General features: G+C 60.7%; 26 protein-coding genes, 1 other RNA gene and 1 riboswitch. Of the genes, 13 read left to right on the plus strand and 14 right to left on the minus strand.

Annotated features, from left to right (window positions below; translation table 11 throughout):
- Window position 1: 1 nt before the first annotated feature.
- Window positions 2-355, minus strand: an RNA gene (rnpB, locus tag QZR30_RS03120) — RNase P RNA component class A.
- Window positions 356-451: 96 nt separating this feature from the next.
- On the minus strand, window positions 452-1,357 hold the full coding sequence (gene rsmI / locus QZR30_RS03125) for a 16S rRNA (cytidine(1402)-2'-O)-methyltransferase (protein WP_108240700.1): 906 nt from the start codon (window positions 1,355-1,357) through the stop codon (window positions 452-454).
- A 176-nt stretch (window positions 1,358-1,533) separates the two neighbouring features.
- On the opposite strand from rsmI, the gene QZR30_RS03130 reads away from it, so the two are divergent.
- From QZR30_RS03130 to QZR30_RS03145, 4 genes are all read left to right on the plus strand, one after another.
- Window positions 1,534-3,345: a penicillin-binding protein activator gene (locus QZR30_RS03130; protein ID WP_046070958.1), complete on the plus strand. Its 1,812-nt coding sequence runs from the start codon at window positions 1,534-1,536 to the stop codon at window positions 3,343-3,345.
- Window positions 3,345-3,716, plus strand: a complete 372-nt coding sequence (locus tag QZR30_RS03135) for a YraN family protein (RefSeq protein WP_046070957.1) — start codon at window positions 3,345-3,347, stop codon at window positions 3,714-3,716. Before QZR30_RS03130 ends, QZR30_RS03135 begins: the two co-directional genes overlap by 1 nt.
- 93 nt (window positions 3,717-3,809) lie before the next feature.
- Entirely contained in the window at window positions 3,810-4,403 is a 594-nt protein-coding gene (locus tag QZR30_RS03140) for a phosphoheptose isomerase (RefSeq protein WP_007904374.1), read from the plus strand.
- On the plus strand, window positions 4,400-4,981 hold the full coding sequence (locus tag QZR30_RS03145; protein WP_043050538.1) for a BON domain-containing protein: 582 nt from the start codon (window positions 4,400-4,402) through the stop codon (window positions 4,979-4,981). The genes QZR30_RS03140 and QZR30_RS03145 overlap by 4 nt, the downstream gene beginning before the upstream one ends.
- A gap of 69 nt (window positions 4,982-5,050) precedes the next feature.
- Here QZR30_RS03145 and QZR30_RS03150 read toward each other — a convergent pair whose 3' ends face one another.
- Window positions 5,051-5,824 (minus strand): OmpA family protein, encoded by a 774-nt coding sequence (locus tag QZR30_RS03150; protein ID WP_046070956.1) that lies wholly within the window; start codon window positions 5,822-5,824, stop codon window positions 5,051-5,053.
- 212 nt (window positions 5,825-6,036) lie between these two features.
- Window positions 6,037-6,681: an MBL fold metallo-hydrolase gene (locus QZR30_RS03155; RefSeq protein WP_046070955.1), complete on the minus strand. Its 645-nt coding sequence runs from the start codon at window positions 6,679-6,681 to the stop codon at window positions 6,037-6,039.
- 164 nt (window positions 6,682-6,845) lie between these two features.
- On the opposite strand from QZR30_RS03155, the gene QZR30_RS03160 reads away from it, so the two are divergent.
- From QZR30_RS03160 to QZR30_RS03175, 4 genes are read left to right on the plus strand one after another with little or no spacing between them, the layout of a single operon-like run.
- Complete coding sequence (locus QZR30_RS03160) at window positions 6,846-7,439, plus strand: paraquat-inducible protein A (RefSeq protein WP_043050535.1); 594 nt, start codon at window positions 6,846-6,848, stop codon at window positions 7,437-7,439.
- Window positions 7,436-8,080 (plus strand): paraquat-inducible protein A, encoded by a 645-nt coding sequence (locus QZR30_RS03165; RefSeq protein WP_046070954.1) that lies wholly within the window; start codon window positions 7,436-7,438, stop codon window positions 8,078-8,080. Before QZR30_RS03160 ends, QZR30_RS03165 begins: the two co-directional genes overlap by 4 nt.
- Window positions 8,061-9,710: a PqiB family protein gene (locus QZR30_RS03170; protein WP_046070953.1), complete on the plus strand. Its 1,650-nt coding sequence runs from the start codon at window positions 8,061-8,063 to the stop codon at window positions 9,708-9,710. The genes QZR30_RS03165 and QZR30_RS03170 overlap by 20 nt, the downstream gene beginning before the upstream one ends.
- 14 nt (window positions 9,711-9,724) lie before the next feature.
- Window positions 9,725-10,282 carry a PqiC family protein gene (locus QZR30_RS03175; RefSeq protein ID WP_056845591.1) on the plus strand — a complete coding sequence of 186 codons (558 nt, stop codon included), beginning with the start codon at window positions 9,725-9,727 and terminating at the stop codon, window positions 10,280-10,282.
- Between the two features lie 12 nt (window positions 10,283-10,294).
- Here the strand turns inward: QZR30_RS03175 and QZR30_RS03180 are convergent, their stop codons facing one another.
- The 5 genes from QZR30_RS03180 to QZR30_RS03200 all read right to left on the minus strand — a co-directional run bounded on the left by QZR30_RS03180 (window position 10,295) and on the right by QZR30_RS03200 (window position 19,452).
- A complete protein-coding gene (locus QZR30_RS03180) occupies window positions 10,295-13,024 on the minus strand; it encodes a LuxR C-terminal-related transcriptional regulator (protein WP_046070952.1) in 2,730 nt (909 codons plus the stop codon).
- Between the two features lie 244 nt (window positions 13,025-13,268).
- Window positions 13,269-14,633 carry a DUF1329 domain-containing protein gene (locus QZR30_RS03185; RefSeq protein ID WP_046070951.1) on the minus strand — a complete coding sequence of 455 codons (1,365 nt, stop codon included), beginning with the start codon at window positions 14,631-14,633 and terminating at the stop codon, window positions 13,269-13,271.
- Window positions 14,634-14,677: 44 nt separating this feature from the next.
- Entirely contained in the window at window positions 14,678-16,537 is a 1,860-nt protein-coding gene (locus QZR30_RS03190; RefSeq protein WP_043050530.1) for a DUF1302 domain-containing protein, read from the minus strand.
- Between the two features lie 334 nt (window positions 16,538-16,871).
- Complete coding sequence (locus tag QZR30_RS03195) at window positions 16,872-18,554, minus strand: fatty acid--CoA ligase (protein ID WP_059398042.1); 1,683 nt, start codon at window positions 18,552-18,554, stop codon at window positions 16,872-16,874.
- Window positions 18,555-18,819: 265 nt separating this feature from the next.
- Window positions 18,820-19,452: a LysE family translocator gene (locus QZR30_RS03200; protein WP_005784901.1), complete on the minus strand. Its 633-nt coding sequence runs from the start codon at window positions 19,450-19,452 to the stop codon at window positions 18,820-18,822.
- 87 nt (window positions 19,453-19,539) lie between these two features.
- On the opposite strand from QZR30_RS03200, the gene QZR30_RS03205 reads away from it, so the two are divergent.
- From QZR30_RS03205 to QZR30_RS03215, 3 genes are all read left to right on the plus strand, one after another.
- On the plus strand, window positions 19,540-20,502 hold the full coding sequence (locus tag QZR30_RS03205) for a 2-hydroxyacid dehydrogenase (protein ID WP_274357972.1): 963 nt from the start codon (window positions 19,540-19,542) through the stop codon (window positions 20,500-20,502).
- A 31-nt stretch (window positions 20,503-20,533) separates the two neighbouring features.
- The gene (locus QZR30_RS03210) at window positions 20,534-21,532 is read left to right on the plus strand and encodes a class I SAM-dependent methyltransferase (protein ID WP_056845500.1); all 999 of its coding nucleotides are present in this window, start codon (window positions 20,534-20,536) and stop codon (window positions 21,530-21,532) included.
- Window positions 21,533-21,582: 50 nt separating this feature from the next.
- Window positions 21,583-21,704: riboswitch (yybP-ykoY riboswitch) on the plus strand.
- 87 nt (window positions 21,705-21,791) lie between these two features.
- Entirely contained in the window at window positions 21,792-22,376 is a 585-nt protein-coding gene (locus QZR30_RS03215; RefSeq protein ID WP_005784895.1) for a TMEM165/GDT1 family protein, read from the plus strand.
- 141 nt (window positions 22,377-22,517) lie between these two features.
- Here QZR30_RS03215 and QZR30_RS03220 read toward each other — a convergent pair whose 3' ends face one another.
- The 4 genes from QZR30_RS03220 to QZR30_RS03235 form a co-directional block, all read right to left on the minus strand.
- Window positions 22,518-23,336 carry a M48 family metallopeptidase gene (locus tag QZR30_RS03220; protein WP_043050781.1) on the minus strand — a complete coding sequence of 273 codons (819 nt, stop codon included), beginning with the start codon at window positions 23,334-23,336 and terminating at the stop codon, window positions 22,518-22,520.
- Between the two features lie 127 nt (window positions 23,337-23,463).
- A complete protein-coding gene (locus tag QZR30_RS03225) occupies window positions 23,464-24,084 on the minus strand; it encodes an SOS response-associated peptidase (protein ID WP_046070947.1) in 621 nt (206 codons plus the stop codon).
- 37 nt (window positions 24,085-24,121) lie between these two features.
- Window positions 24,122-24,382, minus strand: a complete 261-nt coding sequence (locus QZR30_RS03230) for a putative signal transducing protein (protein ID WP_046070946.1) — start codon at window positions 24,380-24,382, stop codon at window positions 24,122-24,124.
- Between the two features lie 13 nt (window positions 24,383-24,395).
- On the minus strand, window positions 24,396-24,578 hold the full coding sequence (locus QZR30_RS03235) for a CPXCG motif-containing cysteine-rich protein (protein ID WP_046070945.1): 183 nt from the start codon (window positions 24,576-24,578) through the stop codon (window positions 24,396-24,398).
- 132 nt (window positions 24,579-24,710) lie between these two features.
- On the opposite strand from QZR30_RS03235, the gene QZR30_RS03240 reads away from it, so the two are divergent.
- Window positions 24,711-25,874: a 1-acyl-sn-glycerol-3-phosphate acyltransferase gene (locus QZR30_RS03240; RefSeq protein WP_014716949.1), complete on the plus strand. Its 1,164-nt coding sequence runs from the start codon at window positions 24,711-24,713 to the stop codon at window positions 25,872-25,874.
- A 132-nt stretch (window positions 25,875-26,006) separates the two neighbouring features.
- Here QZR30_RS03240 and QZR30_RS03245 read toward each other — a convergent pair whose 3' ends face one another.
- The gene (locus tag QZR30_RS03245; RefSeq protein WP_046070944.1) at window positions 26,007-26,264 is read right to left on the minus strand and encodes a hypothetical protein; all 258 of its coding nucleotides are present in this window, start codon (window positions 26,262-26,264) and stop codon (window positions 26,007-26,009) included.
- Between the two features lie 182 nt (window positions 26,265-26,446).
- Here QZR30_RS03245 and QZR30_RS03250 point away from each other — a divergent pair, with 182 nt between their 5' ends.
- The gene (locus QZR30_RS03250; RefSeq protein ID WP_046070943.1) at window positions 26,447-26,656 is read left to right on the plus strand and encodes a hypothetical protein; all 210 of its coding nucleotides are present in this window, start codon (window positions 26,447-26,449) and stop codon (window positions 26,654-26,656) included.
- Window positions 26,657-26,714: the final 58 nt, after the last annotated feature.

The raw sequence follows: 26,714 nt of genomic DNA on the forward strand, positions 1-26,714 counted from the left end.
GGTGGAGAGTCGATCTGTAAGCCGGGTTCTGTCTTGAACAGTCATTCGTCTACGATGGCCATCACTGGACATCTTTAGCAACCTACCCGGTCCCAGCGCGGGCCACGCCTTGGGACCCTATTTGGTCTTGCTCCAAGTGGGGTTTACCTAGCCACGAACTGTTGCCAGTCGTGCGGTGCGCTCTTACCGCACCTTTTCACCCTTACCGGCACCGAAGTGCTTAGGCGGTTATTTTCTGTGGCACTTTCCGTAGGCTCACGCCTCCCAGGCATTACCTGGCACTTCGCCCTATGGAGCCCGGACTTTCCTCCCCCCCCTAATTTTCATAGAGGGCAGCGACTGTCCAATCGACTCTCCGCCGCGCAGGTTAACGGCACGGCGGCCTCAGGACAAGTATTAAAAGTACCGCGGTGCCATCACGTTCAGACGCAATACAGGTTCCCCCCCGGAACTATTCGGCTTTCTGCTTATCCAGCGCCACCTGGTACAACACATTTTTGCGCACCCCGGTAATTTCCGCCGCCAAGGCCGCGGCACGCTTGAGCGGCATTTCCTTGAGCAGCAAATCGAGGATGCGCATCGCCTCGCTCCCCACCGCATCTTCATTTTCCGGCGCAACCCAACCCGCCACCAGCACCACGCACTCACCCCGCTGCTGATTGCTGTCGCCTTCGACAAATGCGCGAAGCTCTTCCAGCGGCAAGCCCTTGAGGGTTTCAAAGGTCTTGGTCAGCTCCCGGGCCAACAGCGCCAGGCGCTCACCGCCAAACACCAGCTCCATATCCTGCAGGCACTCCAGGATACGGTGCGGGGCTTCGTAGAAGATCAGGGTGCGCGGCTCTTCCTTCAACGCTTGCAGGCGTGCGCGACGCCCCACCGCCTTGGCCGGCAAGAAGCCTTCAAAGATAAAGCGGTCCGATGGCAGGCCAGCGGCAGATAATGCAGCGATCAGCGCGCAGGCTCCCGGAACAGGCACTACATTGATACCAGCGGCGCGTGCCTGGCGAACCAAGTGATAACCCGGATCGGAAATCAAGGGCGTACCCGCATCGGAGATCAACGCCACGTCATCGCCGGCCAGCAGGCGCGTGATGAAACGGCTGCCTTCTTCACGCTCGTTGTGCTCGTGGCATGCCGCTAATGGCGTGCTGATTCCAAAATGCTGCATCAACCGCAGGGAGTGCCGCGTATCTTCGGCCGCGATCAATTTAACCTCGCGCAACACTTTCAGCGCCCGCGCACTGATGTCGTCCAGGTTGCCAATGGGCGTCGCCACGACAAAAAGCGAGCCTGCAGTGGAATTCAATGGACCTGGAGCAGTCAAAACGCACACCTCGATGGTTGGCAAAAGCAACATTGTAGCGCGTAGACGCCTTGAAAATATGCCATCACGGTGGATGCCGATTCAGCCACCGTTAGTTAAACGCAACATTTGCACGACCTAAATCGACTGTTTCACGCCACTAACATCGCGCCTGGGCCAGTGCTTGGGTACACTTCCACGCTAATTTGATCGGTATCAGGAACACTTACATGATCGCTTGCCTGCGGCTGCTCTCCGCCCTCTGCCTCGCTGCCTTGCTGGCCGCTTGCGCCAGCTCGCCCTCGTCCAGCCTTGGCGACCTTCCACGGACCCCGGATGCCAGTATCGAGCAATTGCTCGAACAGGCAACGAACGCCAAGACGCCAGAAAAGGCCGCCATGTTGCGCCTGAGTGCGGCTGACCTGGCCTACCAGCAGAACAACCCTGCACGCTCGTCGCAGATTCTTGCGCAGGTGCCCCTGGATGTCCTGAAGCCGGCCGCTCAAGTATTTGCCAGCACCCTGGCCGCCGAACTGGCAATGACGCGCAATCAGCCTAAGGCGGCATTGGCGGCGCTGAACCATCCCAGCCTGCAAAGCCTGAAGGAGCTGCCGACAGACCAGCAGATCCGCACCGGCACCGTGCATGCCCGCGCCTATGAAGCCGATGGCCAGACCCTCGCCGCCGCTCGCGAGCGGGTAGCCATGGCACCGCTGCTCACCGGGGATGCCGCTGCAAGCAACCACGAAGCCATCTGGGTATTGATTGCTGCGTTGCCTGCCGAACAGCTGCAAGCCACCGGCAACCCGACACTGGACGGCTGGATTACCCTGGCCCAGGCGGTCAAGGGTGCCGGCACCCTGGAGCAACAACAAGCCGCCATCGATACCTGGCGCACACAGAACCCGGGCCACCCGGCCGCGGTTCAACTGCCTACGCCGCTGACCAAGCTCAAGGAACTAGCCAGCCAGCCATTGAACAAGATTGCCGTGCTGCTGCCGCAGGAAGGCCCTCTGGCTTCGGTTGGCAAGGCGCTGCGTGAAGGCTTCATGGCGGCTCACTACCAGGCCGAACAAGCCGGGCAGAAGGCGCCGATCATTGAGTTCTACGACAGCTCGCGCATGACCTCCCTCGACGACTTCTACGCCAAGGCCCAGGCCGCCGGCGTGCAATTGGTGGTTGGCCCGCTGGAAAAACCACTGGTCAAGCAGCTCAGTGCACGCCCGCAATTGCCGATCACTACCCTGGCACTGAACTACAGCGAGACCGATCAAGGCCCGGCACAACTGTTCCAGTTCGGCCTGGCCGCTGAAGACGAAGCCCGTGAAGTGTCGCGCCGTGCCCGCGCCGATGGCCTGCATCGCGCCGCCGCCATGGTGCCACGTGGCGAATGGGGCGAGCGTGTCTACAAGGCCTTCCGCCAGGATTGGGAAGCCAATGGCGGCACCGTCATGGGTGTCGAATATGTCGATCAGCCCGTGGCACTGGCCCAACAGATCGCCGATCTGTTTCAGCTGCGCAAAAGTGAAGGCCGTGCCAAGAGCCTGCAAAGCACGGTCGGCACCGACGTTGCCGCCCAGCCTTCGCGTCGCCAGGACATCGAGTTCATCTTCCTGGCCGTCACCCCGCAACTGGCCCAGCAGATCAAGCCGACCCTGAACTTCCAGTACGCCGGTGATGTGCCGGTCTACGCGACATCCCACGTATTCAGTGCCAGCGGCGACCGCAACCAGTACCTGGACATGACCAACGTGATGTTCTGCGAAACCCCTTGGCTGCTTAATACCACCGACCCGCTGCGCAACCAGGTAGCCGCACAATGGCCACAGGCCAATGGCAGCCTCGGCCGCCTGTACGCCATGGGTGTCGATGCCTACCGCCTGGCGCCACGCCTGGGCCAGCTCAAGGCGCTGCCGGACACCCGTGTCGACGGCCTCTCGGGCAACCTGGGCATCAGCGCCAACCAGCGCGTTGATCGCCAGATGCCATGGGCGAAATTCGTCGGCGGCGACATCCAGCGCCTTCCAGATACCCCGCGCTGATGCCCGAGCGGTCCAGCGCACAAAGCGGCAAGGATGCCGAACTCCAGGCACTGAAATACCTGCAACAACAGGGTCTGCGCCTTTTGGCGCAGAACTGGTTGTGTAAACGCGGAGAGCTTGATCTGGTCATGCTTGACGGCGATACAGTAGTATTTGTCGAAGTCCGCTATAGAAAACACGCACAATGGGGTGGCGCGCTCGCCAGTATCGACGGGCGCAAACGTCAGAAGCTGATACTCGCTGCGCAGTTCTTCCTGCAAAAAGAGCATCGCTGGGCTGACAGCCCCTGCCGTTTCGATGTGGTAGCCATGGAAAGCACACCGTCGGGTCCCGCTGATTTGAACTGGCTCAAGGATGCCTTCGACAGCTGACCCACCCGGCACCTTCAACCCACACTTTTGCTCTTTGCTTTGCGGGCTGCACATTACCTGTGCCAAACAGCCGCGCTACTTAAGGTCACACAGATGGACATGCAATCCCGAATTCGCCAGCTTTTCCAGGCCAGCATCGACACCAAGCAACAGGCGATGGACGTACTTGCACCGCACATCGAGCAAGCCAGTCAGGTCATGGTCAACGCCTTGCTCAACGAAGGCAAAATGCTTTCGTGCGGCAACGGTGGTTCGGCTGGCGATGCCCAGCATTTTTCGTCCGAGCTGCTCAATCGCTTTGAGCGTGAGCGCCCGAGCCTGCCGGCCATTGCCTTGACCACCGATTCGTCGACGATCACCTCGATCGCCAATGACTACAGCTACAACGAAATCTTTTCCAAGCAGATCCGCGCCCTCGGCCAGCCGGGCGATGTGTTGCTGGCGATTTCCACCAGCGGCAACTCGGCGAATATTATTCAGGCGATCCAGGCCGCACATGATCGTGAAATGATTGTCGTAGCCTTGACCGGACGCGACGGCGGCGGCATGGCTTCGCTGCTGCTGCCCGAGGACGTAGAGATTCGCGTCCCGGCCAATGTCACCGCACGCATCCAGGAAGTCCACCTGCTGGCGATCCACTGCCTGTGCGATCTGATCGACAGCCAACTGTTCGGGAGTGAAGAATGACCGTTAACCGCCTCAGCCTTATGGCCATTACGCTGTGCCTAGCCATCAGCGGCTGCAGCTCGGCAATCACCGCCACACGGGACACCCCCATCCAGGACGACAGGGGCACGCGCACATTCGGCAGCACCATCGATGATTCGCTGATCGAAACCAAGGTCAAGGTCAACGTCGCCAAGGCCGCCACCGACCTGGGCAACGGTGCATCGCGCATCGTAGTGACCAGCTTCAACGGTGTCGTCCTGCTGGCAGGGCAAACACCCCGCGCCGACCTCAAGGCCCAGGCCGAGCAAGCCGCCGCGGGGGTGCAGCGGGTCAAGAAGGTCCATAACGAGTTGCAGGTCATGGACCCGATCACCCTGCTGGCCATCAGCAACGATGCTTTGCTGACCACCAAGATCAAGGCGCAGATGCTTACCGACAGTGCGGTCCCGGGTTCGCGGATCAAGATCGTCACCGATAACGGCATCGTCTACATGATGGGCCTGCTGACCCAGGCCGAAGCCACCCGTGCCGCCAACCTGGTACAGGGTGTGTCCGGTGTGCAGAAGATCGTCAAGGTGTTCGAGTACATCGATTGATGTAGATCGGCAGCCACAAAAAAGGGCGCCGTGCATTGACTGCACGGCGCCCTTTTTTGTGAGCAGGGTTTATTGGTACTGCTGGTATGGATTGCCCTGGAACTGATTGTTCTGCTGTGGCACCTGCTGTTGCTGGCCCGGCTGGCCGTATTGCTGGCCTGGGATCGGGCCGAGGTTGACCTCTACGCGACGGTTCTGGGCACGGCCATTCACGTCGGAGTTGCTGGCAATCGGGTTATCCGGGCCGGCACCGCGGGCGCTCAGGTTGGCAGCGCTGACACCCTGGGAAGTCAGGTAGTTGGCCACGCTCTGGGCACGACGCTGGGACAGGTCCATGTTCAACTGGCGGCTGCCAGTGCTATCGGTGTAGCCGACGATCTGGATGGTGTTCTGGTTGAACTGCTTGAGGGAGTTGGCCAGGTTGTTCAGCGGCTGGTAGAAGCTGCTGGAGATCGCGTCCGAGTTGGTGGCGAAGGTAATGTTGCCCGGCATGATCAGCTTGATCTGGTCGCCCTGGCGCTGCACTTCCACCCCGGTGTTGGCCATGCTTTCGCGCAGTTTTTTCTCTTGCTGGTCGGCGTAGTAGCCATAACCAGCGGCGCCGGCACCCGCGACGACTGCGCCAATCAGCGCGCCCTTGCCACGGTTGTTATGGTCGATGGCCGCACCAGCCAACGCGCCGGCCAGCGCACCCAGGCCGCCGTACTTGGCGGTCTTGCTCATACCGCTTTCGGAACCATTGCTGGCCTGTCCCTGGCTGCCGTCATATGGATTAGGTGAAGCGCAGCCAGACAACAGGGCTACGGCGGTAGCGACAACAAGCAGACGACGCGGAGTAAACATGAAGGGAAGCTCCTACTTTTGCATTCTGTGATGCAGAGGACATTGGCAATGGACCTGTGCCGAGTTTGGAACACGACCAGCGGTAAAAATTCCGTGGCCGCCGCCCATGCTGTAACAAAAGGTTAGCCAATGTCACCGCTACAGGAACCGTAGCAGACGCAGGCAGAAAACGACCTGGGTTTTGCTGCAGCGCTTGTCAGACTCATCGACGATCAAGCGCGCACGAAGGGATTTTCCCGCATCTCGTCGCCCAGGCAGGTGTCCGGCCCATGACCGGTGACCACCGTCGCGCCTTCGTCGAGCGTATACAGGCGCTGCTTGATCGAACGCACGATTGTCGCCTGGTCGCCGCCCCATAAATCGGTGCGTCCAACGCCGCGCCGGAACAAGGTGTCACCAGCAATCAGCAACTTGGCATCGGCAAACCAGAAACTCATCGAACCCGGCGTATGCCCTGGTGTGTGCAAGGCCACGCCACAACCGCAGGCCAGTTCCTCGTCATCCTCCAGCCAGCGGTCCGGCGACGGCACCGGGACATAGGGCACGCGAAACATCCGGCACTGCATTTCCAGGTTGTCCCAGAGGAATTGATCTTCTTTATGCAGGTGCAGCGTCGCGCCGGTCTTCTCCTTCAACTGCCCGGAGGCCAGGAAGTGATCCAGATGGGCATGGGTGTGGATAATGCTCACCACCTGGAGGCCCAGGGCAGCCAGCCGCGCCAGGATCAACTCAGGGTTGCCGCCCGGGTCGACCACAATGGCTTTTTTGCTGATCGGGTCACCGATGATGGTGCAGTTGCATTGCAACGGGCCGACGGGGAAAGTTTCGCGGATCAACGGGCCTTTCTGGTTAAGCATGGGACGTTCCTGCAAGCTCTATGGCATTCCTGACACAGTATGGTTGACGTTGCCCCAGATCTGGAAGGCATCGAATTTGCGTTGCATCAAATGCTAAGCTACTCAAGCGCCATCGAACCCAGCAACAGCCAGGACCGCAGCGTGTCGCGTTTGGAGCAAGACGTATGGCGAATCAACAGCAGGTCATCTGCGAACACTGCGACTGCGTGTACGAAAAAGTCACGCTCGCCAAACATCAAACCGCCCTGTGCGTACGCTGCGCGGGCGTATTGCAGCGCCATAACGGCCTGACGGTGCAACAACGCCTGGCCCTGACGGTAACCGCAGCGGTGTTGTGGACCTTCGCCAACTTTTACCCGGTGATGAGCATCAGCCTGCAGGGCTTGAAAAACAGCGCGACGCTCTGGGATTCGGTGGTGGCGTTGAGCCTGGGGCCGATCACGTTTATTGCGTTGGTGGCGGCAATTTCCATCATCATCGCGCCGGTGTTTCAACTGCTGTTGCTGATCTGGGTATTGAGCTTCGCCTTGGCCGGCCGACGCTCGCCGGCATTCAAGCTGTGCATGCGCTGGCTGGAAGCCCTCAGGCCCTGGAGCATGCTGGAAGTCTGCCTGCTGGGTGCGATGGTCGCGGTGTTCAAGCTGGCCGGTATGCTGGATGTAATCCCCGGCACCGGCCTGTTTGCCTTGGCCGCCCTCAGCCTGTTGCTGATCCGCATTGCCGGGCGCGATGTGCGCGACCTGTGGGACACCGTATGAATTCACCGCCCACTGCCCGCGAGCTCAACCTGTGCCTGTGCCACACCTGCGGCCAGGCCTGCGACATGCTCCAAGAGCCCACCGAGTGCGACCGCTGCGGCGCGCCCTTGCACCGGCGCAAGGTTCAGTCCCTGACCCGAACCTGGGCCTACATGCTCACCGCCCTCGCCTTTTATGTACCGGCCAATTTACTGCCGGTGATGAACACCACCATGCTCGGCTCGGGGGCAGACAGTACCATCATGAGCGGCGTGCTGGAGTTCTGGCAGCATGGCGCCTGGGACATTGCCCTGATCATTTTCATCGCCAGCATCGCCGTTCCGGGCATCAAGTTCGTGTCATTGGCACTGTTGCTGGTCACCGTGCAGCGCAATAGCCTGTGGGCGCGCAAGGAGCGCTCCAAGCTGTTCCGGTTTATCGAGCTGATCGGCTATTGGTCGATGCTCGATGTGATCGTGGTCGCACTGGTGGCCGCACTGGTGAAGTTCCAGGCCCTGGGCACGATCGAGCCGCGCCTGGGCATTCTGTTTTTTGGCTTGGTGGTGGTGTTTACCATGCTCGCGGCCATGAGTTTCGACCCACGGCTTATCTGGGAAAACCCACACTATGAGGAGCGTTCGGATGACGCCACACGACGTTGACACCCCAGCAGGCAAGCCTGCGATCAAGACGCGTCGCTTCAGCGTTTCACTGGTGTGGATCGTACCGATTGTCGCTGTGTTGGTGGGCATCTCGCTGGTGATTCACAGCGTCATGCAACAAGGCCCGACCATCACCCTCAACTTCAAGACCGGCAGTGGTCTGGTCGCCAACAAGACCGAAGTCAAATACCGCAACGTGGTGATTGGCCAAGTCACAGACGTCGCATTGAGCGATGACCAGAAAAGCGTCAACGCCACCGTCGAGTTGTCCAAGCAGGCGGAAAGTTTCACCCGCGAAGATTCCAAGTACTGGGTGGTGCGCCCACGTATCGGCGCAGGCGGCGTATCCGGCATCGACACCCTGCTTTCCGGTGACTACATCGGCGCAGACATCGGCCAATCCGAGACCCGCGCCAAACAGTTCACAGGCCTGGAAAATCCGCCGCCCATCACCTACGGCGAGCCAGGCAAGCGCTTCACCCTGCATACCCAGGGCCTGGGGTCGCTGGATATCGGCTCCCCGGTCTATTACCGCAAAATCCCCGTGGGCCAGGTGGTGGCCTATGAGCTGGACAGCGAAGGCAAGGGCGTGAATATCGAAATTTTCGTGCATGCGCCCAATGACCTGTATGTCACCGAGAACACCCGCTTCTGGAATGCCAGCGGTATCGATTTGAGCGTCGGCGCCAATGGCTTTGCGTTGAAGACCGAATCCGTGTCGTCCATGTTGATGGGCGGGATCTCCTTCCAGGCCCCACCCTACAACCCCAACGACAAGCCAGCCGAGGAAAACCGCGGTTTTGAACTGTTCGAAGACCAGCAAAGCGCCCTCGCCCCGCCCAATGGCAAGGGGCAATACATGGTCCTGCGCTTTGACCAGGCCCTGCGCGGGCTGAAAGTCGGCGCGCCGGTGGAGTTCCTCGGCGTCGAGTTCGGTAAAGTGGTGTCGATCAACCTGGATTTCGATGCGAAGAAACGCAGCTTCCCGGTGAATGTCGGCATCGTGATCTATCCGCAACTGCTCGGCGAAGCCCATACCAAGCTGCTCAAGGCCATGAACAATAACCCTGACGATGAGGCGGCTGGCGTGCGCCTGATCGGCAGCTTCATCGAAAACGGCCTGCGCGCCCAGGCTCGCAGCGGTAACTTGCTGACCGGCCAGTTGTACATCGCCCTGGACTTCTACCCCAAAGCCGAGAAAGTCGCATTTGACCCCAACCAACGTCCGGTTGGCATTCCCACGATCCCCGGCAACCTCGAACAGTTGCAGGAGAAGCTCGAAGGCATCGTCAACAAGCTTAGCCAACTGCCTGTCGAGCGCATTGCCGGCAACCTCGACGCCAGCCTGGTCGAACTGCGCAAGGGGCTGGCGCAATTCAACGCCAAGACTCTGCCGGGTGTTCAGACGACGTTGGCCGACGTGAGCAAGACCCTCCAATCAGCCAGTTCTACTCTGGCCGAAGACTCGCCGCAGCGTGAACAACTGACCCAGACCCTGGATGAACTGGCGCGCATGTCGCGCTCCTTGCGCGAACTCTCGGATTACCTTGGCCGGCATCCGGAGTCGCTGATTCGCGGTCGTCCCGATAACGCCGCGCCGACCGACCTGCAAGGACCACCGCGCAAATGACCATTGGAGCCGCCATGACGCTGCCGTTGAAGATCACGCTGCTGACCTCCCTGCTGCTGCTCGCAGCGTGTCGCAGTGAACCCATTGCCTTCCACACCCTGACCCCGGCGCACTGGAGCAACAGCTCGCGAGCGGATGCCGCCGGCGTGCGCATTGACAGCATCAGTGTGCCGCCCCAGGTTGATCGCGCGCAGATAGTGGTGCGCCAGGGCGACAGTGGGTTGGCGATTCTTGAAACCCAGTGGTGGGCTGCCAGCCTCGCCGACGAGCTGAGGAGCGCTTTGGTGGATCAGTTGGCCAACAGTAATCCGCAGCAGGCTGTGGCCTTGCGCATTGAAGTACAGCGTTTTGACTCGGTCCCCGGGCAGTACGCGTTGCTCGACGTGCGCTGGCGTCTGCGGCAGGTCAACGGCGATCACCCGGCCCTGACTTGTCGCAGCACCTTGCAGTCACCTGCAGGGCCGAGCATCGACGAGCTGGTGTTGGCGCACCAGAACAACCTCAAGCGTTTCGCGGCGTTGATCAATCAGACGGTCGACACATCACTCAAAGGCTGCCCTGCTGCACAATAAACGGCGATGCACTCAGGCCAGCAAACCCATGGACTTGGCTCGCGCCACCGCCTGGGTTCGACGCTCCACGCCGAGCTTGCTGTTGATATGGCTGGCGTGGGTCTTCACCGTGTGCAGGGAGATAAACAGCTGGTTGCTGATTTCCTGGTTTGAACAGCCTTGGGCAATCAGTTGCAACACCGCCAGTTCCCGCGTGCTCAGGGTTTCTTGATGAGGCGAGGCCTCGACCACACGGGCTTGAGGCAGCAGCGCCAGCAAGCTCTGGTTCAGCAGGCCATGGGCTTCCTTGCCCAGCTGCTCGCGCATCCAGTCCGGGTAACCTTCCAGCAACCGCTGAAACGGCTGTAGCGCGCCGCCCGCACCAGCTTCAAGTGCGCGAGCCAATACCGTCCTGGCCTTGGCCTCCTGACCACACTCCAGCAGGAGCTGTGCTTGCTGGGTCAGGGCCATCAGGGCAATCATCTGGCGCCCACTGTCATGGGCCTGTTGCGCCAGTCTTTCGAGGCGTTGCAGGGCAATGTCGGGCTGATGGCGCGCGGCATCCAGGGCAGCTTGTTGCAGCTCGATATGCTGTGGCAGGTGCGGATGAAACTCCGGAGCGGCCGCGGCGTGCTCACCGTTGTAGGTCTGCCCGAGCCGGGTCAGCCAGGCATCGGCCAAGTCAGTGCGCCCCTGGGCCAGCCACAATTCGCATTTGATCAGGGTGATCATCGCCAGATAGTAGATCGGCGGCACGTCCCAGATATGCATCAAGCGCTCGGCTTCGGCCAGCTCGGCAAAGGCATTGGAAAAATCGCCGCGCCGGCCTTCGAAGTTGGCGATCACGCAATGCCCGATCAGCACGCTGATGTCCCGGCAAGCGCGGGCTTCGGCCAAGCCGGCGCGCAAGCGCACAAGGCCGGCTTCGGGTTGGTAACGCGCCAGCAGCAGGTAGCCTTCATAGAGCGACAACCGCGCGCGCACGGCGTACAGCCGTTGGGGCGCCAGGCCGTGCAGGCGCTCCAGGCCCTGGCGTACTTCGTCCAGGGAGCGCAGGATCTCGCCCCGCGCCTGCAGCACCCGGGCCCGGTCGTAATGAGCCAAAGCTTCAAACAGTGGGTTACCGACGCGCTGCGCCAGTTCCAGGGATTCGCGGTTCAGGCCCCGGGCGCGCCACAGGTCGGCATCGACTATGGCCAGGTTGGACAGGGTCGACAGGCACATCAGGCGCTGGCCGTAACGCTTTTGCGGCAGGCTTTCCAACGCCTCGTTGCAATAGCGCTGGGTCAGCTCGCGGTCCCCGCGCCCACGGGCAATGATCCCGCTCAGTGCCAGCCATTGGGCCAGCATGGATTTCTGCGCGGTGGCCGATGGCGCCGGCAGGAAGCGGCTGAGATAGCTGGACAGCTCCTGCGCCGCATCCAATTGGCACGCCAGCCCCAGTGCCCAGCTATACAGCACGATCAAGCGCGGTGTGCTGATCAGCAGGCTGTCGGGCAAGTCCATCTTCCAGCGCAGCAGCATGCCGACATTCTGCTCCGCCAACAGCTGCTCTTCGGACAGGTTCTGCACCAGGTTCGCCGCCACATCCAGATGACCGGCCCGCAGCGCCTGCTCCACCGCTTCGTCGATCAACCCCTGGGCGTTGAACCAACGGCAGGCGCGCAAGTGCAAGCTGGCCGGCGGCAAGGTCGCGCTCTTCTCGCGGCGAGTACGTAGGAGGTCCGAAAACAGATGGTGATAACGGTACCAATGGCCTTGTTCATCCAGAGGTACCAGAAATACCTGGTGAGCCTGCAGATAACGCAGGATTTCTGCGCTGTCATGGGCTTCGCGCACCGCATCGCACAACTCGCTGCAAAAGCGCTCCTGGGAGGCCGTGTCGTAGAGGAACCCTTGCACCTCCACGGGCAGGCAATCGATGACTTCTTCGAGTAAATAATCGCGAATCAGCCCTTCGCCACCGTGCAGGCTCTGGGGCAAGGCGCCGTCACTGCCAGCTTCGGAGGCCGCCAGCAGCCAGAAGCGCAGGCCGGCGACCCAACCCTCGCTACGGCGGATCAAGTTTTCCAACGCCTCGCCGCGCAACGCACTGCTGTGCCCATCCAGCACAGCCAGGGATTCGTCATGGGTCAGACGCAGGTCTTGCTCATGCAGTTCCAGCAGGTGCCGCGACAGGCGCAGGCGCGCCAGGTGCCAATCGGGGCGCTGCCGACTGGTAACCAGAACCAACAGCCCATCGGGCAAATGGTTGAGGAAAAACTGCAGGCAGCGATCCAGCACCGGGCCCTGGGCCAGGTGGTAGTCGTCCAGCACCAGCAACAAAGGCGAGCGCGTAGACAGGTGCATCGCCAGCTCATCGAGCAGGCCATCGAGCCATTCTTCAAAGGCAAAGGGTTGATGGCGCTGGCGCATTTTCAGCAAACCGAGGGATTGGCCGCCGAGCTGTGGAAAGTACTGCTGCAAGCCATCCAGCAGCCGTTCCAGGAAGCGCCCGGGGTCACTGTCCCTTGGGCTCAGGCCCAACCACAGGCTTTGCCAATGGGCTGGCAAGCCCTGGCAGAACTCCACCGCCAACGAACTCTTGCCGAACCCCGCAGGGGCGCAGACCAGCAGCAGTCGCCCGTCCAGGCCGGCATTCAGCCGTTCGCACAGGCGCGGGCGCAGCACGTAGCCGTCAGGTAGCGGGGGCCTGTAGAAACGGCCTTCCAGGGTCGGAATCACCACGCTGGCAGGCCCGTGGATTCGGGACAGATCAGTCATCGCCGGGCTCTTGTAGAAGGCTGTTGTCGGCATTGCAGATGTCCGCAGACTAGCGGTAAAAGCGGCGGGATTGTAGATCTTTGCAACAAATGGCTGAAAAAGAACTACGACAAAAAATATCTCGCCCAGACTCCTGGGAAGAAGTAGGAGCGAGCTTGCTCGCGAAGCACTCAAAAACAACGCGCCCATCCAGGATGGGCGCGTTATCGTTGACGACCTTCGCGAGCAAGCTCGCTCCTACAGGTTAGCGAACACCGTCCTGGCGCAGGGCCGCTGGGGTGAAGTCGCTGGTGGTGGCGGTGAAGCCGAAGTCATAGGCCTGTTTCTCTTCGTTCTTCATGCCCAAGGCCAGGTAACGGCCGGACTGCAGGTCGTAGAGGGTTTCCAGGGCGTACCACGGCACTTGCTTGTCGTAGTAGTTCTCGGCATGGGCTTCGGCGACGCGCCACAGTTGGCCGCGGCCGTCGTAGTGGTCGATCACCGCCGCTTGCCAGGTGTCTTCGTCGATGAAGAAGTCACGCTTGGCGTAGATGTGGCGCTGGCCTTCCTTCAAGGTGGCGACCACGTGCCAGACACGACGTAGCTCATAGCGCGTCAGGTCCTGGTTGATGTGGCCGGCCTTGATGATGTCGGCGTACTTGAGCTTGGGGTCGTCGATCTTGTAGCTGTTGGAGGCGATGTAGATTTCTTTCTTGCCTTCCAGCTTCCAGTCGTAGCGATCCGGCGCACCGTTGTACATGTCGAGGTTGTCGGACGTACGCAGGCCGTCAGCGGCAGTACCCGGCCCGTCGTAGGACACTTGTGGCGCCCGGCGCACGCGGCGCTGGCCGGCGTTGTAGACCCACGCCGAACGCGGCTCCTTCACTTGGTCCAGGGTTTCGTGCACCAGCAGTACACCACCGGCCAGGCGGGCCGGTGCGGTGACTTGCTGCTTGAAGTAGAACAAAACGTTGCCCGGGTTTTTCGGGTCGAAGTCCTTCATTTTGTCGCGGAACACGAACTGGTCGCGGAAGTACACCAGGCTGTAGGACCCGTTGGTCTGCGGAGTAGCCTGGGTGACCAGGCGCGTCACGCTGCCGCCGCGATAACGGGTGATGTGGTTCCAGATGACTTCGACGCCGCTTTTAGGAATCGGGAAGGGTACGGCCGTCTCGAAGTTTTCCAGGCCGTTGCCGCCGGACACCAGGTTGGTGGTGGTAGCGTTCTTCTTGATCGAGGCAAACACCTCAGCCGGCACGGTGGCACCGCGGTGGGTCGGGTAAACCGGCATCTTGAAGCTGTCCGGGTAACGCTTGAACATCGCGTACTGCCCGGGGGCCAGCTTGTCCTTGTACTGCTCGACGTTCTGCGCGGTGATGGTGAACTGCGGTTGTTCACTGGCGTATGGGTTGGCCAGGAACCCTTTGGCATCCACGGCGCCGGCATTGGTGGGCAGTGGTGACCATTTAGGAATGGTGCCAGCCGCGTTGCCCGCCATCTCGGCGCCCATCGGGGTCAGGGTCGTGCCGAGCTTGGCGGCTTCATCCGCCGAGACTGCCGCCATGACGTTGCTCGCCAGGATCGACAGCCCAAGCACACCCACGTGCAACAGACTTTTAGTTATTTTCATACTCTGGTCTTCCTGAAAATACATGCCACTTGAAAAGAGTGTGCTTAGAAGTTGGCGCCGAAACTCAAGGCGACGAAGTCGCGGTCATCCACAGTGCTGAACTTGCCACCAAAGAAGTTGGTGTAGGCCAGGCTCGCGGTGTAGGTGTTCTGGTACTCGGCATCCAGGCCCAGGCTGACGGCTTTGCGACCTTCTTCGAAGTTGCCGCCGGGGCCTGGCGAGTAACCCTTGACGTCATGGGACCAGGCCACGTTGGGCTTGAGGTTGACGCCAGCGAACACGTCCGGGTATTCCCAGATGGCACGGGCGCGGTAGCCCCAGGAGGTTGCGGTGGTGTAGCCGTCGTTGTTGCAGTTGGTGTTCAAGCCGGCAGCGTTGGGCAGGCCGGCGCCGTTGGCGGTGGAGTTGTTAAGCGCGGCGCAGAAGCCACCCGGCAAGGTGCCTGGGCCGAACACTGGATCGCGGCCATAACGCGCCTGGGATTTGCTTTCCAGGCCACCGACATGGGTCACGCCGATTTCACCGACCGTGGTCAGGCGGCTGGCGCCCATGACCTGATCGAAGAAGTGCGTGAAGGTGGTCTGGAACTGAGTGACTTCCTTGCGGTTGTAGCCATGCAGATCCTGGCCGGGCGAACCCTTGAGCACGGAAGCATTACCAAAGCCCGGAATCGGCGTGACACCGGCGAACAGGATGTCGGTGGTGCTCAACTGCACCGGTGCGTTGGGGCGGTAGCTCAACTCACCGCTCCAGGCGGTGCCTGTAGGCAGCGTGGTAGAGAAGCTCAAGCCATAGAGGCGGATATCTTCAGGATACTCGACGAAGTAGTTCGAACTGCCGGCCACGATCAGCGGACGCAATGCCCCCAGCGGGCCCAAAGGACGAGTATAGGCCGCCGATGGCGCACCCTGTGCACTGAAGATCGGCGCACGGCTGTGGTAGTTCATGAAGTAGGCGCCGAACTCGGTGTCCAGCGGCTCGAAGTTGTAGTGCATGGCCACGCCGAACTGGCCGCTGTCCCGTGCGTCACGGTCCGGCCCACGGCGCACCAGCACGCCCTCGCTGTTGACGTCCACACCCAGGGCACCCAGGGTCGGCAAGGCTGCGGCCGGGATGGTCGAGCGCTTGTTCAGTACCCGCAGGTTATTGCTGCAACCATCGGAGATCACGTCCGGCTGCGAGAAGAAGGTGCCGCAGTTATCGGTAACGGTCTGGTCCCACTCCAGTTGGTAAAACGCCTCTGCCGACAGGTTGTCGGTAAGCGTCTGGGACACATAGAACATGTTGACCGGGATCAAGCCTTCCTTGATCTCGGCGCCGGGACGACGGAACGCCGACACATCGATCGGGTTGATAGAGTTGATGCCGCCGCCGATGAAGGTACTTTCACCCCAGCTCACCACCTGCTTGCCAAACCGCACCGAGCCCGGCGCATCGGCAATCGAGTAGTTGTGGTAGACGAACGCATCGAGGATCTGCCCGCCCGAAGACTTGGCGCCTTCCTTGCGGTTGTTGTCACTGATGTCCTTGAACTGACGGCTTTCGTCCTTGAGTTCGAAGTCGTACCAGTACTTGCCACGCACAAACACACCGGTGTCGCCGTACTTCAGTTCCAGGTCGTGGATGCCCTTGAATATCTTCGAGAACGTCTCGCCGCGCTTGAAGTTCAAGTGGCCGTCATCGGAAGTCTGGGACAAGCCCTTGCCACCGTTGTTGGCACCGATCAGGTCGCGGTTGGGCTTGGCCGTGGACCAGCTTGCCCCGACGGAAAGCGACGAATCAAAACTCCCTTCGATTTCACCAATGTTGAAACTGACGCCGAATGCGGGCCCGGCGAGCGTAGAAGCGAGACTGACGGCCAGGGGCAGTCTTGCCCGGCGCCAGAACTGGTTTACTGAGGTCATCGACGCTACTCCATGTGCATTTTATTGTTATGGCAGTGAGTTCTGCGGCTGGATGCATGTAACGGCCGGAATACAACGATTCCAATGCCGCACGACAACCGGGCCCCCATGGCCCGAAGCACAACATCCTTGAAAAACTCTGAAAGGGACTATAGCCAGCGGTAGGTATCGCTTGATCCCTCTAAAGTGTGATTTGCATCACCAAGCCGTCTGCCACAACCCTTTCGCCACGCCGACGAAGGCCGGCGCGAGAAGGATGGCTGAAATTCGGTAAATCACAAGTAAAGCCGCAAGATAGAGCGTTGCCGCGCCTGAACGGGCGCGGCGAGGGGCACTAGAGTGTCGACAGGAACGTGCTGTTGTTGGCCTGCCATTCGATGATGTCGATGCGGATACGTTTTTTGTCGAGCTTTCCTACGCTGGTCTTGGGAATTTCAGTAACAACGGCAATCTGGCTCGGGATCGCCCACTTGCTCAAATGCCCCAGTTCAACGAAAGGCTTGAGGTGCTCCTTAAGCTCTCGTGCACCGATCACATGGCCCTCATGCACCACCAGCAAGGCGAATGGGCGTTCGCCCCATTGCGGGTCGGCAATGCCCACCACTGCGACTTCGCGAACCGCCGGGTGGCGGCTGACCAGGTCTTCGAGAGCCAGGGACGAGATCCATTCGCCACCGGTCTTGATCACATCCTTGATGCGGTCGCGGATATCAATCACGCCGAACGCATCCAGCGTGGCGACGTCGCCGGTGTGCATCCAGCCGCCGGCCCATAGCTCGGCACCCTTTTGCGGCTCGTTGTAATAGCCCTCGGTGAGCCAGGGCGCACGCAGTACCAGTTCGCCCTGGGTTTCACCATCGGCGGGCAGGAAGTTGCCGTTCGTATCCATGATCGCCGCCTCCACCAACGGCCCAGGCACGCCGGCCTTGATTCGATAGGTAGTGCGCTCGTCTTCGCTGCCGGCCATCAGTTCGGCATTGAGGTGGGCGCAGGACACCAGCGGCCCGGTCTCGGACATGCCGTACGCAGCGGTCAGTTGAATGCCTCGGGCCTTGGCCGCTTCGTACAACGAGCGGTTAAGCGCACTACCACCGATAACGATTTTCCAACCGCCAAAATCCACACCCTGGCCGGCCTTGGCGTTGAGCACCATTTGCAGGATGGTCGGCACGCAATGGGAGAAGGTGACCTTTTCCTTGCGCCATAGCTCCACCAGGTATTCAGGGTCGTAGCGCCCGGGGTAGACCTGCTTCAAGCCGAGCATGGTCGCCACATAGGGTAGGCCCCACGCGTGTACGTGGAACATCGGCGTGATCGGCATGTACACGTCGTTGGTGCCCAACAGGCGCACGCTGTCGACACTGCCCATGATCGTCGCCACGCCGATGGTGTGCAGTACCAGTTGGCGATGGGTGAAGTACACACCCTTTGGGTTACCGGTAGTGCCGGTGGTGTAGAAGGTAGTGGCGACGGAATTTTCGTCGAAATCCTCGAAGTCGTAATTGGGGCTGGCAGCGGCCAGCAGGGTTTCGTACTCACCCACCAGATTGGGTAGCTCGCAGGTCTTGGTGTCACCATCGGTAATCAACAACGTCTTGTCGACCGTGGTCAACTGCCCGGCGATGGCCTGGTAGAGCCCCGCAAACTCACTGTTGACCAGTACGAAGCGATCTTCGGCGTGGTTCATGGTGTAGAGAATCTGTTCCGGCGACAGGCGCACGTTGATGGTGTGGATCACCGCGCCGATCATCGGGATGGCGAACATGCATTCCAGGTAGCGGTGGCTGTCCCAGTCCATCACGGCCACGGTGTCACCGGCCTTGACCCCCGCTTCGGTCAACACATTGGCCAGGCGCGCAACGCGTTCGATCAGCGTCGGGTAGGTGTAGCGCAGCTTGTCGCGGTAGATGATTTCGCGGGTCTTCTCGTAGCGCGTCCCGGACATCAGCAGGCGTTTGATCAACAGCGGGTATTGGTACGCACCTTCGGCGGGCGGGATAACTCGGGTCTGCAACATACGAATCCCTTTAATGACTGCACGGTCTTGGCTTGAAGACTTGCACTGTAGAGGGCTTATGTTTCAGCCAAATCAGCCAAAGGAATGATTTGCAGACCTGAGCAAATGCTGGCTTTGCGCCAGTATCTGCGGCTTATGGAAGACCAATGTGGGAGGGGGCTTGCTCCCGATAGCAGGGTGTCAGTCAGCTTATGTAGGGCTGACACACCGCTATCGGGAGCAAGCCCCCTCCCACATTTGAGCTGTGTCCCCTTGAGAAAATTGATTACTTCATGCTGGTAAACGCCAGCTTCACCCCAATCGCAATCAGCACCGCGCCCATGGTCCGATCAAACCAATGCCCCATCCGTGCAAACCCGGCGCGTACACGCTGCTGGCTGAACAGCATCGCCACCAGGCAGAACCACAACGCCGTCGCCACCGCCAGGTACACGCCATAACCGGCCTGTACCGCCAGGGGCGTGTGGGGGTTGATCACCACGGTGAACAGCGAGAGGAAGAACAACGTCGCCTTAGGGTTCAGGCCGTTGGTCACAAAGCCTGCGGTAAACGCGCCGCGCGGTGTGCGCTCGCCCGCTTCGCGGTGCAACTCACCCTCGGCAGCGGGCTTGGCCGGCTGGGCGCGCAGGGCCTTGAAGCCGATATACAGCAGGTACGCCGCCGCTGCCCATTTCAATGCGTTGAACAACACGATGGACTGGGACACGATCAAGCCAATGCCCAGCAACGAATAACCTACATGCACGAAAATCGCCGTGCCGACGCCCAGGGCCGTCCAGGTTCCGGCGCGGCGCCCATGGGTCACGCTCTCACGGACCACCACGGCGAAATCCGGGCCGGGGCTGGCCACCGCCAGCAAGTGAATCAAGGCTACGGTCAAAAACTCGGCGACGTACATGCTCACTCCATTAAGTAACTGATTATTTCATCTGATAGGCTCGGCAGATTACGCCTTCGAACCTCGTCGCAAAAGGTACAGTTGACCATGAACAAACGCCGCGCCGTCTTCCTCGACCACCCTTCCCTGGATCTGGGCGACCTCGACCTGAGCAGTTTGCGTGACTGCTTCAGCGAGTTGCAGCTGTTTGAGCAGACCACGCCGCAGAATGTGGTGGAGCGCTTGCAGGGCGCCCAAGTCGCGATCAGCAATAAAATACCGCTCACGGCGCAAACCCTGGCGGCGTGCCCGGAGCTCAAACTGATCCTGGTATCGGCCACCGGCACTAACAACGTCGATCTCGAAGCCGCACGCGCCCACGGCATCACCGTGAGCAACTGCCAGGGTTATGGCACGCCGTCTGTGGCGCAGCACACGATCATGCTGTTGCTCAACCTGGCGACGCGCTTGAAGGACTATCAACAGGATGTGGCCGCCGGCAAATGGCAGCAGGCCCAGCAGTTCTGCCTACTGGACCATCCGATTGTCGAACTTGAAGGCAAAACCCTCGGCCTGCTCGGCCATGGCGAGTTAGGCGGTGCCGTGGCGCGCCTGGCCGAAGCGTTCGGTATGCGCGTGCTGCTCGGCGCAATACCCGGGCGCCCTGCCCGCGCCGATCGCATGCCGCTGGATGAGCTGCTCGCCCAGATCGATGCACTGACCCTGCACTGCCCACTTAACGAACACACCCGTGACTTTATCGGCGCCCGTGAATTGGCCCTGCTCAAGCCCGGTGCGTTTGTCGTCAACACCGCACGCGGTGGCTTGATCAATGAACAGGCCCTGGCCGATGCGCTGCGCAGCGGGCATCTGGGCGGCGCGGCAACCGACGTGCTGAGTGTCGAACCGCCGGTCAATGGCAATCCGCTGCTGGCTGGAGACATTCCACGCTTGATCGTCACGCCTCACAACGCCTGGGGCAGTCGTGAAGCGCGGCAACGTATCGTCGGGCAACTGACGGAAAACGCCCGGGGCTTTTTCAGTGGCGCCCCGCTGCGCGTCGTCACTTGATAAACTGCGCCCCTTTTTCAAGGAGCAGACCATGGATCCGCGCAGTGAAGTACTGCTTCGCCAGGCCGAACTTTTTCAAGGCAACCTGCTGCTGGTAGGTTTGCCTGCCGACGATTTGCTCGGGCGCCTCCCCAACGCCCACGGCTGGTGCTGGCATGCCGGCGACCAGGCGGCACTGGACGCGCGCTTCCCCGAACGCAGCCAGTTCGGCGTGAATGTGCCCCAGCGTGCGTTTGATGCGGCGGTGATCTTCCTGCCCAAGTCCAAGGACCTCACCGACTACCTGCTCAACGCCGTGGCCGCACGCCTGCCGGGTGCCGAACTGTTTCTGGTGGGGGAGAAAAAAGGCGGTATCGAAAGCGCTGCCAAACAGCTGCTGCCCTTCGGCAAGCCGCGCAAGCTGGATAACGCGCGGCATTGCCAGCTGTGGCAGGTCACCGTGGCCAATGCTCCGCAAGCCGTGGAGCTGGAGAGCCTGGCGCAGGTCTTCGATGTACCGCTGGCCGAAGGTCCGTTGAAGGTAGTGAGCTTGCCGGGTGTGTTCAGCCATGGGCGCCTGGACCGTGGCACCGAGCTGTTGCTGGAGCATCTGGATAAACTGCCCAGCGGGCATTTGCTCGATTTCGGATGCGGCGCCGGTGTACTCGGCGCGGCGGTCAAGCGTCGCTACCCGCATAACACGGTGACGATGCTGGATGTGGACGCCTTCGCCGCCGCCAGCAGCCGCCTGACCCTGGCCGCAAACGGGCTGGAAGCCGAGGTGTTGACCGGTGACGGCATCGACGCGGCGCCCATGGGTTTGAACGCGATCTTGAGCAACCCGCCGTTCCATGTCGGCGTGCACACGGATTACTTCGCCACGGAAAACCTGCTGCGAAAAGCGGCCAAACATCTGGCAAAAGGCGGCGAACTTCGTTTGGTTGCCAACAGTTTCCTCAAGTATCAGCCGTTGATCGAAGAGCATCTGGGCATCTGCGCGATCAAGGCCGAGGGCAATGGTTTTCGCATCTACCGTGCCAAGCGTCCCTGACGGGCGTTTGAAAAAGAAGGCTTGCCGAATGGGTTTTGCCTAGGCAGAATCCGCAGCGTCCTAGGGGAGTAGTCTCCCACGAGCGCCATGCTCGTCCGGCATACGTCAACATACTTGGTCAGCAGACCATGGCGTATGCGACCCAGGAGTCCGCACAGACGGACCGGGGTTTGACAAGACCTATGACACGCACACCTTACCCGGGGCGGGAAGGCTGTACGTGTCATAGCCGTGTCGACCCGCCCCTGGAAGCTACCTGATGCTGGATTCACTACTCGTTCCTACCGCAATCGTTGCCTTGGCCGAAATCGGCGACAAGACGCAACTGCTCGCGCTTATCCTTGCCGCACGCTTTCGCAAACCCTGGCCGATCATCGCCGGCATTGTCGCTGCGACCCTGGCCAACCATGCGGCGGCCGGTGCCGTGGGGGCCTGGTTCGGGAGTTTCTTCTCGGACGCGGTGCTGCACTGGATCCTTGCCGCGAGCTTCTGCGCCACGGCGCTGTGGACCCTGGTGCCAGACAAGCTCGATGATGACGAAGCCAGTACCACCCGCAAGTTCGGGCCGTTCCTGACCACATTGATAGCGTTCTTCCTCGCCGAAATCGGTGACAAGACCCAGATCGCCACGGTGATGCTGGCAGCGCAATATCCGGAGTTATGGCTGGTAATTATCGGCACCACCCTGGGCATGTTGATTGCCAACGTACCGGTGGTTCTAGCGGGGAATTTTGCAGCGGAGAAACTGCCGTTGACCTTGATTCGCCGATTGGCGGCTACGGCGTTCTTCGTACTGGCGATTGTGGCGGTGTACAAGGCCATGCAAAGCAGTGGCTGGATCTAAACCGAACACGAGGGATGGTTGGCCCTGATGCCTGTAGGAGCGAGCTTGCTCGCGAAAAACGTCAACGATAACGCGTGCTGCCTGAATAAACGCGGTGCCGGTGAGTTTTTCGCGAGCAAGCTCGCTCCTACACGGCGTCCATCAGGATTTCTTGGCCTGTTGGTACAGCGGCATCACCTTCGGAATCGCCGCCTGCAACGAAGCGATGCGGCTGTCGGAAGCCGGGTGAGTACTCATGAACTCCGGCGGGGCACCTTCGGAGGCCTTGGCCATCTTGTTCCACAAGGTGATCGCCGCGTTCGGGTTGTAGCCGGCGCGGGCCGAGAGCTCCAGGCCAATCAGGTCCGCTTCGTTCTCATTGCTGCGGCTGTTGGGCAAGGTCATGCCATAGTTGGCCACGGTATCAGCCAACGCCAGGCTGTCCTGGCCAAGACCGAATATCGCCCCGGCGCCCTGCTTGGCCATCTCGATGCCGTACGCCTTGGACATGGCTTCACGCCCGTGTTCGCGCAAGGCGTGGGCGATTTCATGGCCCATCACCGCCGCCAACTCGTCATCGGTGAGCTTGAGGTTGTCGATCAACGCGCTGTACACCAGGATCTTGCCGCCCGGTCCGCAGTTGGCGTTCATCTCGTCGCTCTTGATCAGGTTCACTTCCCAGTTCCATTGCGCCGCATCCGGACGGAAGGTGGGTGCCTGGGCAATCAGGCGCTTGGCAATGGCCTGCACGCGCTTGGCGTTGGCGCTGGTCTTGTCCAGAACCCCTTTGCCGCTGGCTTCACCCAGGGTCTGCTGGTAGGACTGGGCATACATCTGGTCGACTTCCTGGCTCGACAGCATGCTGAACATGTACTGCTTGCGCTCTACCCCAACGGCGCCGCCGCTGGTGGTATTAACCGACTGACAACCCGCCAGCAGCATTGCTGCAACCAAACCACTTACCACCAATGACTTCTTCATGAACACGCTCCCTGAACACATGGCGCGTATCGTAGGCGGTCGTTTGTATCCGCGCCAGATACATCAGACATTTAACTACTGAATTTCGGACACATCCCACAGTGCAGATGACCTGGTTGGCGCCGGTTCAAGCCGGGGTCAGGCACTCCGGCCCATTGAGCTTCGGATCATTGACCATATTGGCCAGCACGCGCTCGCGTAACGCGGCGGGCTCACCGGCCAGCAAGCCCTGCAACACATGCAGCGGCGTCTCGGGGTCGAGCCACGCCGCCTGCCCTGTCGCATCCAGGATCAATGGGCGTCGCTGGCTCTGCGCCGCCTGGGTGATCACCGCCGTACTCAGCCACACCTGTTCCTGCACCGGATATGCTTCCCAGATCGCGGCAAAAAATAGTGTGGAGCCCTCCCCCGGCGTCAGCCAATACGGACGCTTGCGCTGGGTGCCGCGCCACTCGTAGAAACCGTTGGCTGGCAGCAGGCAGCGGCGCTGGCGGAAGGCTTCGCGGAACATCGGTTGCTCGGCGAGCGTTTCGGCACGGGCGTGGGCCGGGGTGCGGGAAAGGTCGGTGAGCCAGGGCGGCGTCAGCCCCCAACGCGCACGGGCCAGGGTGAGCTGGCCTTCGCTCAGGCGCTGGATCAGCACCGAATCATTGGGAGAGATGTTCCACTGGGCCTGCTGGTCGGCGGGGAAGCCGGGCAAGGCAGCAAAGGCAGGGTTCCAGCGAAACAGGGCATAACGTCCACACATGGGGCAACACGACTCTTGGGGTAAACCGACCGACAGCCTAACAGACCAATACGTCGGGGAAGCTGTCGGGTTCGTCGCCGGGCACAGGTTGCGCACCGATATAGGCGGTGATCAGCTCGCGGGCGTTGGCAGCCTGGTCATTGTCGACCTCCAGCCCAAGCAAGCCGAAGATCGGCAGTTCGCCGGTACCTCCGAGCAAATGGCGGCCCACCAGGTGCGCTTCGATACCTTCGCTGGCAAGCATCTGTTGCAGTAGCTCGCCTTCCATCTGGTTTTCCGGTTCGTAGATTCGCTGCATGGGCGCGTACCTGTCATTCATTTTCGCTGCGGGTTTCAAGCATCCACTCGTCACCATGGACTTGCAGGTCGAACGTGATCGGCCTGCAACACACTTGGCAGTCTTCTATATAGGTCTGGTCACCACCAGACAAATCCACCGTTGTCTCGACCGTTTCGCCACAATAAGGACAATCGTACAGCGCAGTTTCCAGCATCGCAGTCTCCAAGGTGACTTGTGCGTATAATCGCCGGTCTATTTACAGGGCTATTTCCGGCTGAGTCAGTTTACTCACGCCGCTCCTGCTAGTTCCTTTACTTACCCTAGCCGTTTCTAACAAGAGAGCATGATGGGCGAATTCGATACCATCCGACCTTACAACGACAGCGAAGTCCCGGCAGTGCTGGCGCGCCTGTTCAGTGACAAGGCCTTTCTGGACATCCTGACCCACTTCCGCTTCCCGCGCTTTGCCGGCGCCCTGGGCTGGCTGCTCAAGCCGATGATCGCGCGCAAATTGCGCCGCGAGTTTGCTGGCGTCACCACCGTGGCCACGCTGCAGGACAAAGTCGAGTATTACGTCGACCACACCATTGACCGGGCGACCGACGGCGTGACCTATACCGGCGTCGAACAGCTCAAATCCGGCACCGCCTATCTGTTTTTGGCCAACCACCGCGACATCGTGATGGACCCGGCCTTCGTCAACTACGCCGTGTACCACGCCGGCCTGCCGACGCCACGCATCGCCATCGGTGACAACCTGCTGCAAAAGCCGTTTGTCAGCGACCTGATGCGCTTGAACAAGAGCTTTATCGTGCACCGTTCGATTACCGGGCGAAAGGAGAAGATGGCGGCCTATAACCTGCTGTCGGCCTATATCAACCATTCGATCCGCAACGACTGCCAGTCGATCTGGATTGCCCAGGCCGAAGGCCGGGCCAAGGATGGCGATGACCGCACTGAATCGGCAATCCTCAAGATGTTCCATGTCAGCCGCAAGGACGAGCCGTTTGCCGAGGTCATCCAGTCGTTGAACCTGACGCCGGTGTCCATCAGCTACGAGTACGACCCCTGCGATGCCGCCAAGGCCCGCGAGCTGTATATCCGCGCCACCACCGGCACCTACAGCAAGGCGCCAGGCGAGGACGATGTGAGCATTGCCTTGGGTATCACCGGCTACAAGGGCCGGGTGCATGTGAATTTTGCGCCGCCGATCACCGAGCGCTTTGAAGATACCAAGCTGCTGGCAGTGGAAATGGATCGACAGATCCTAGGCGGTTACCGGCTGTTCCCAGTGCATTACCTGGCGTACGCGCAGTGGAGTGATGCCGACCCGCAGCTGCAAGTGCCCAAGGCGGCCGATGTGTTCCCGGCCGATGAGCTGGCCAAGGCCAAGGCGGAATGGGAACGACGCCTGAACGAATGCCCGGCCGAACACCGCCCGTACCTGGTGGTGCAATATGCGACGCCGGTGCGCAATCAGTATCGGGTCAAGGCCGGAATCCCCCTGTAACACTCATCCAATGTGGGAGGGGGCGTGCTCCCGATAGCGGTGCGCCAGTCAGCTTATCTGTATCTGACCCACTGCTATCGGGGACAAGTCGAATCGTCGCACCGCCCCTCCCACATTTGTATTGCGGTGTGCTTACACGTGGGTGCTAAACCAGGACAGGGCCAGCGCCAGCCCCAGGCCGGCGAACCCAACCCGGTAAGCCTGGCGATGCGCCCGTTCGGTGCGGGTGTCCAAAAAGAGCATCGGCTGGTCAATCGCACGCTCTTCGCTGCGCATGGCCAGGTCGGCCATAGCGCGTTGCGCGTGCAGGCGGGTGATGAACAGCACAAGGGCGCCCGAGCAGGCAACCAGTAGGGCAACAGCATTGATGAACAGTGCAGGCAGCGCCATCGCAGACCTCGGCGGATCAGTGTTCGGGTATCAGTCCAGATACAAAGCTGAACGATAGTCGCCTCCTGCGCCTTTGATACTCCCTCCCCGTTGACGGCTAATGTATCCAGTAATTTACAGCGTCACCTGAACGTCACCTTAACAAGCCACCCTGTTGCCCTTCCACGCTTGAGGAGCTTGTCATGTTGCATGCGCAAAACCAGGACCGACTGTATCTGATCGCCCAAAGTGATGAGCAAGAGGCACTGATCGGTAGCCTCGCGTTCAACGTCCAGGACCGCCACTGGCTGGTGTATTGCGCCCTCGGCGGGCACCAGCATGCCGACCTGCCGGAGCTGGATCTGCTTACCGGCGTGAGTGTGCTGGACTTTTATGTCGATGCTGCGGCATGACCAAACCGCAGGCATAAAAAAACCGGGCTCAGCGATGAGCCCGGTTTTTTGCCGACAA

The organism is Pseudomonas sp. rhizo25 (assembly GCF_031931935.1).
Lineage (GTDB): Bacteria > Pseudomonadota > Gammaproteobacteria > Pseudomonadales > Pseudomonadaceae > Aquipseudomonas > Aquipseudomonas synxantha.

What these genes read in the sequence shown, in the direction of transcription:
- QZR30_RS03220 (WP_043050781.1), bottom strand. Translation starts at nt 23,336, where the DNA reads ATGAAGAAGTCATTGGTGGTAAGTGGTTTGGTTGCAGCAATGCTGCTG.
- QZR30_RS03185 (WP_046070951.1), bottom strand. Translation starts at nt 14,633, where the DNA reads ATGAAAATAACTAAAAGTCTGTTGCACGTGGGTGTGCTTGGGCTGTCG.
- QZR30_RS03215 (WP_005784895.1), top strand. Translation starts at nt 21,792, where the DNA reads ATGCTGGATTCACTACTCGTTCCTACCGCAATCGTTGCCTTGGCCGAA.
- QZR30_RS03210 (WP_056845500.1), top strand. Translation starts at nt 20,534, where the DNA reads ATGGATCCGCGCAGTGAAGTACTGCTTCGCCAGGCCGAACTTTTTCAA.
- QZR30_RS03200 (WP_005784901.1), bottom strand. Translation starts at nt 19,452, where the DNA reads ATGTACGTCGCCGAGTTTTTGACCGTAGCCTTGATTCACTTGCTGGCG.
- QZR30_RS03195 (WP_059398042.1), bottom strand. Translation starts at nt 18,554, where the DNA reads ATGTTGCAGACCCGAGTTATCCCGCCCGCCGAAGGTGCGTACCAATAC.
- QZR30_RS03160 (WP_043050535.1), top strand. Translation starts at nt 6,846, where the DNA reads ATGGCGAATCAACAGCAGGTCATCTGCGAACACTGCGACTGCGTGTAC.
- QZR30_RS03180 (WP_046070952.1), bottom strand. Translation starts at nt 13,024, where the DNA reads ATGACTGATCTGTCCCGAATCCACGGGCCTGCCAGCGTGGTGATTCCG.
- QZR30_RS03170 (WP_046070953.1), top strand. Translation starts at nt 8,061, where the DNA reads ATGACGCCACACGACGTTGACACCCCAGCAGGCAAGCCTGCGATCAAG.
- QZR30_RS03205 (WP_274357972.1), top strand. Translation starts at nt 19,540, where the DNA reads ATGAACAAACGCCGCGCCGTCTTCCTCGACCACCCTTCCCTGGATCTG.
- QZR30_RS03155 (WP_046070955.1), bottom strand. Translation starts at nt 6,681, where the DNA reads ATGCTTAACCAGAAAGGCCCGTTGATCCGCGAAACTTTCCCCGTCGGC.
- QZR30_RS03190 (WP_043050530.1), bottom strand. Translation starts at nt 16,537, where the DNA reads ATGACCTCAGTAAACCAGTTCTGGCGCCGGGCAAGACTGCCCCTGGCC.
- QZR30_RS03135 (WP_046070957.1), top strand. Translation starts at nt 3,345, where the DNA reads ATGCCCGAGCGGTCCAGCGCACAAAGCGGCAAGGATGCCGAACTCCAG.
- QZR30_RS03225 (WP_046070947.1), bottom strand. Translation starts at nt 24,084, where the DNA reads ATGTGTGGACGTTATGCCCTGTTTCGCTGGAACCCTGCCTTTGCTGCC.
- QZR30_RS03230 (WP_046070946.1), bottom strand. Translation starts at nt 24,382, where the DNA reads ATGCAGCGAATCTACGAACCGGAAAACCAGATGGAAGGCGAGCTACTG.
- QZR30_RS03250 (WP_046070943.1), top strand. Translation starts at nt 26,447, where the DNA reads ATGTTGCATGCGCAAAACCAGGACCGACTGTATCTGATCGCCCAAAGT.
- QZR30_RS03150 (WP_046070956.1), bottom strand. Translation starts at nt 5,824, where the DNA reads ATGTTTACTCCGCGTCGTCTGCTTGTTGTCGCTACCGCCGTAGCCCTG.
- QZR30_RS03245 (WP_046070944.1), bottom strand. Translation starts at nt 26,264, where the DNA reads ATGGCGCTGCCTGCACTGTTCATCAATGCTGTTGCCCTACTGGTTGCC.
- QZR30_RS03140 (WP_007904374.1), top strand. Translation starts at nt 3,810, where the DNA reads ATGGACATGCAATCCCGAATTCGCCAGCTTTTCCAGGCCAGCATCGAC.
- QZR30_RS03165 (WP_046070954.1), top strand. Translation starts at nt 7,436, where the DNA reads ATGAATTCACCGCCCACTGCCCGCGAGCTCAACCTGTGCCTGTGCCAC.
- QZR30_RS03145 (WP_043050538.1), top strand. Translation starts at nt 4,400, where the DNA reads ATGACCGTTAACCGCCTCAGCCTTATGGCCATTACGCTGTGCCTAGCC.
- QZR30_RS03175 (WP_056845591.1), top strand. Translation starts at nt 9,725, where the DNA reads ATGACGCTGCCGTTGAAGATCACGCTGCTGACCTCCCTGCTGCTGCTC.
- QZR30_RS03240 (WP_014716949.1), top strand. Translation starts at nt 24,711, where the DNA reads ATGGGCGAATTCGATACCATCCGACCTTACAACGACAGCGAAGTCCCG.
- QZR30_RS03130 (WP_046070958.1), top strand. Translation starts at nt 1,534, where the DNA reads ATGATCGCTTGCCTGCGGCTGCTCTCCGCCCTCTGCCTCGCTGCCTTG.
- rsmI (WP_108240700.1), bottom strand. Translation starts at nt 1,357, where the DNA reads ATGTTGCTTTTGCCAACCATCGAGGTGTGCGTTTTGACTGCTCCAGGT.
- QZR30_RS03235 (WP_046070945.1), bottom strand. Translation starts at nt 24,578, where the DNA reads ATGCTGGAAACTGCGCTGTACGATTGTCCTTATTGTGGCGAAACGGTC.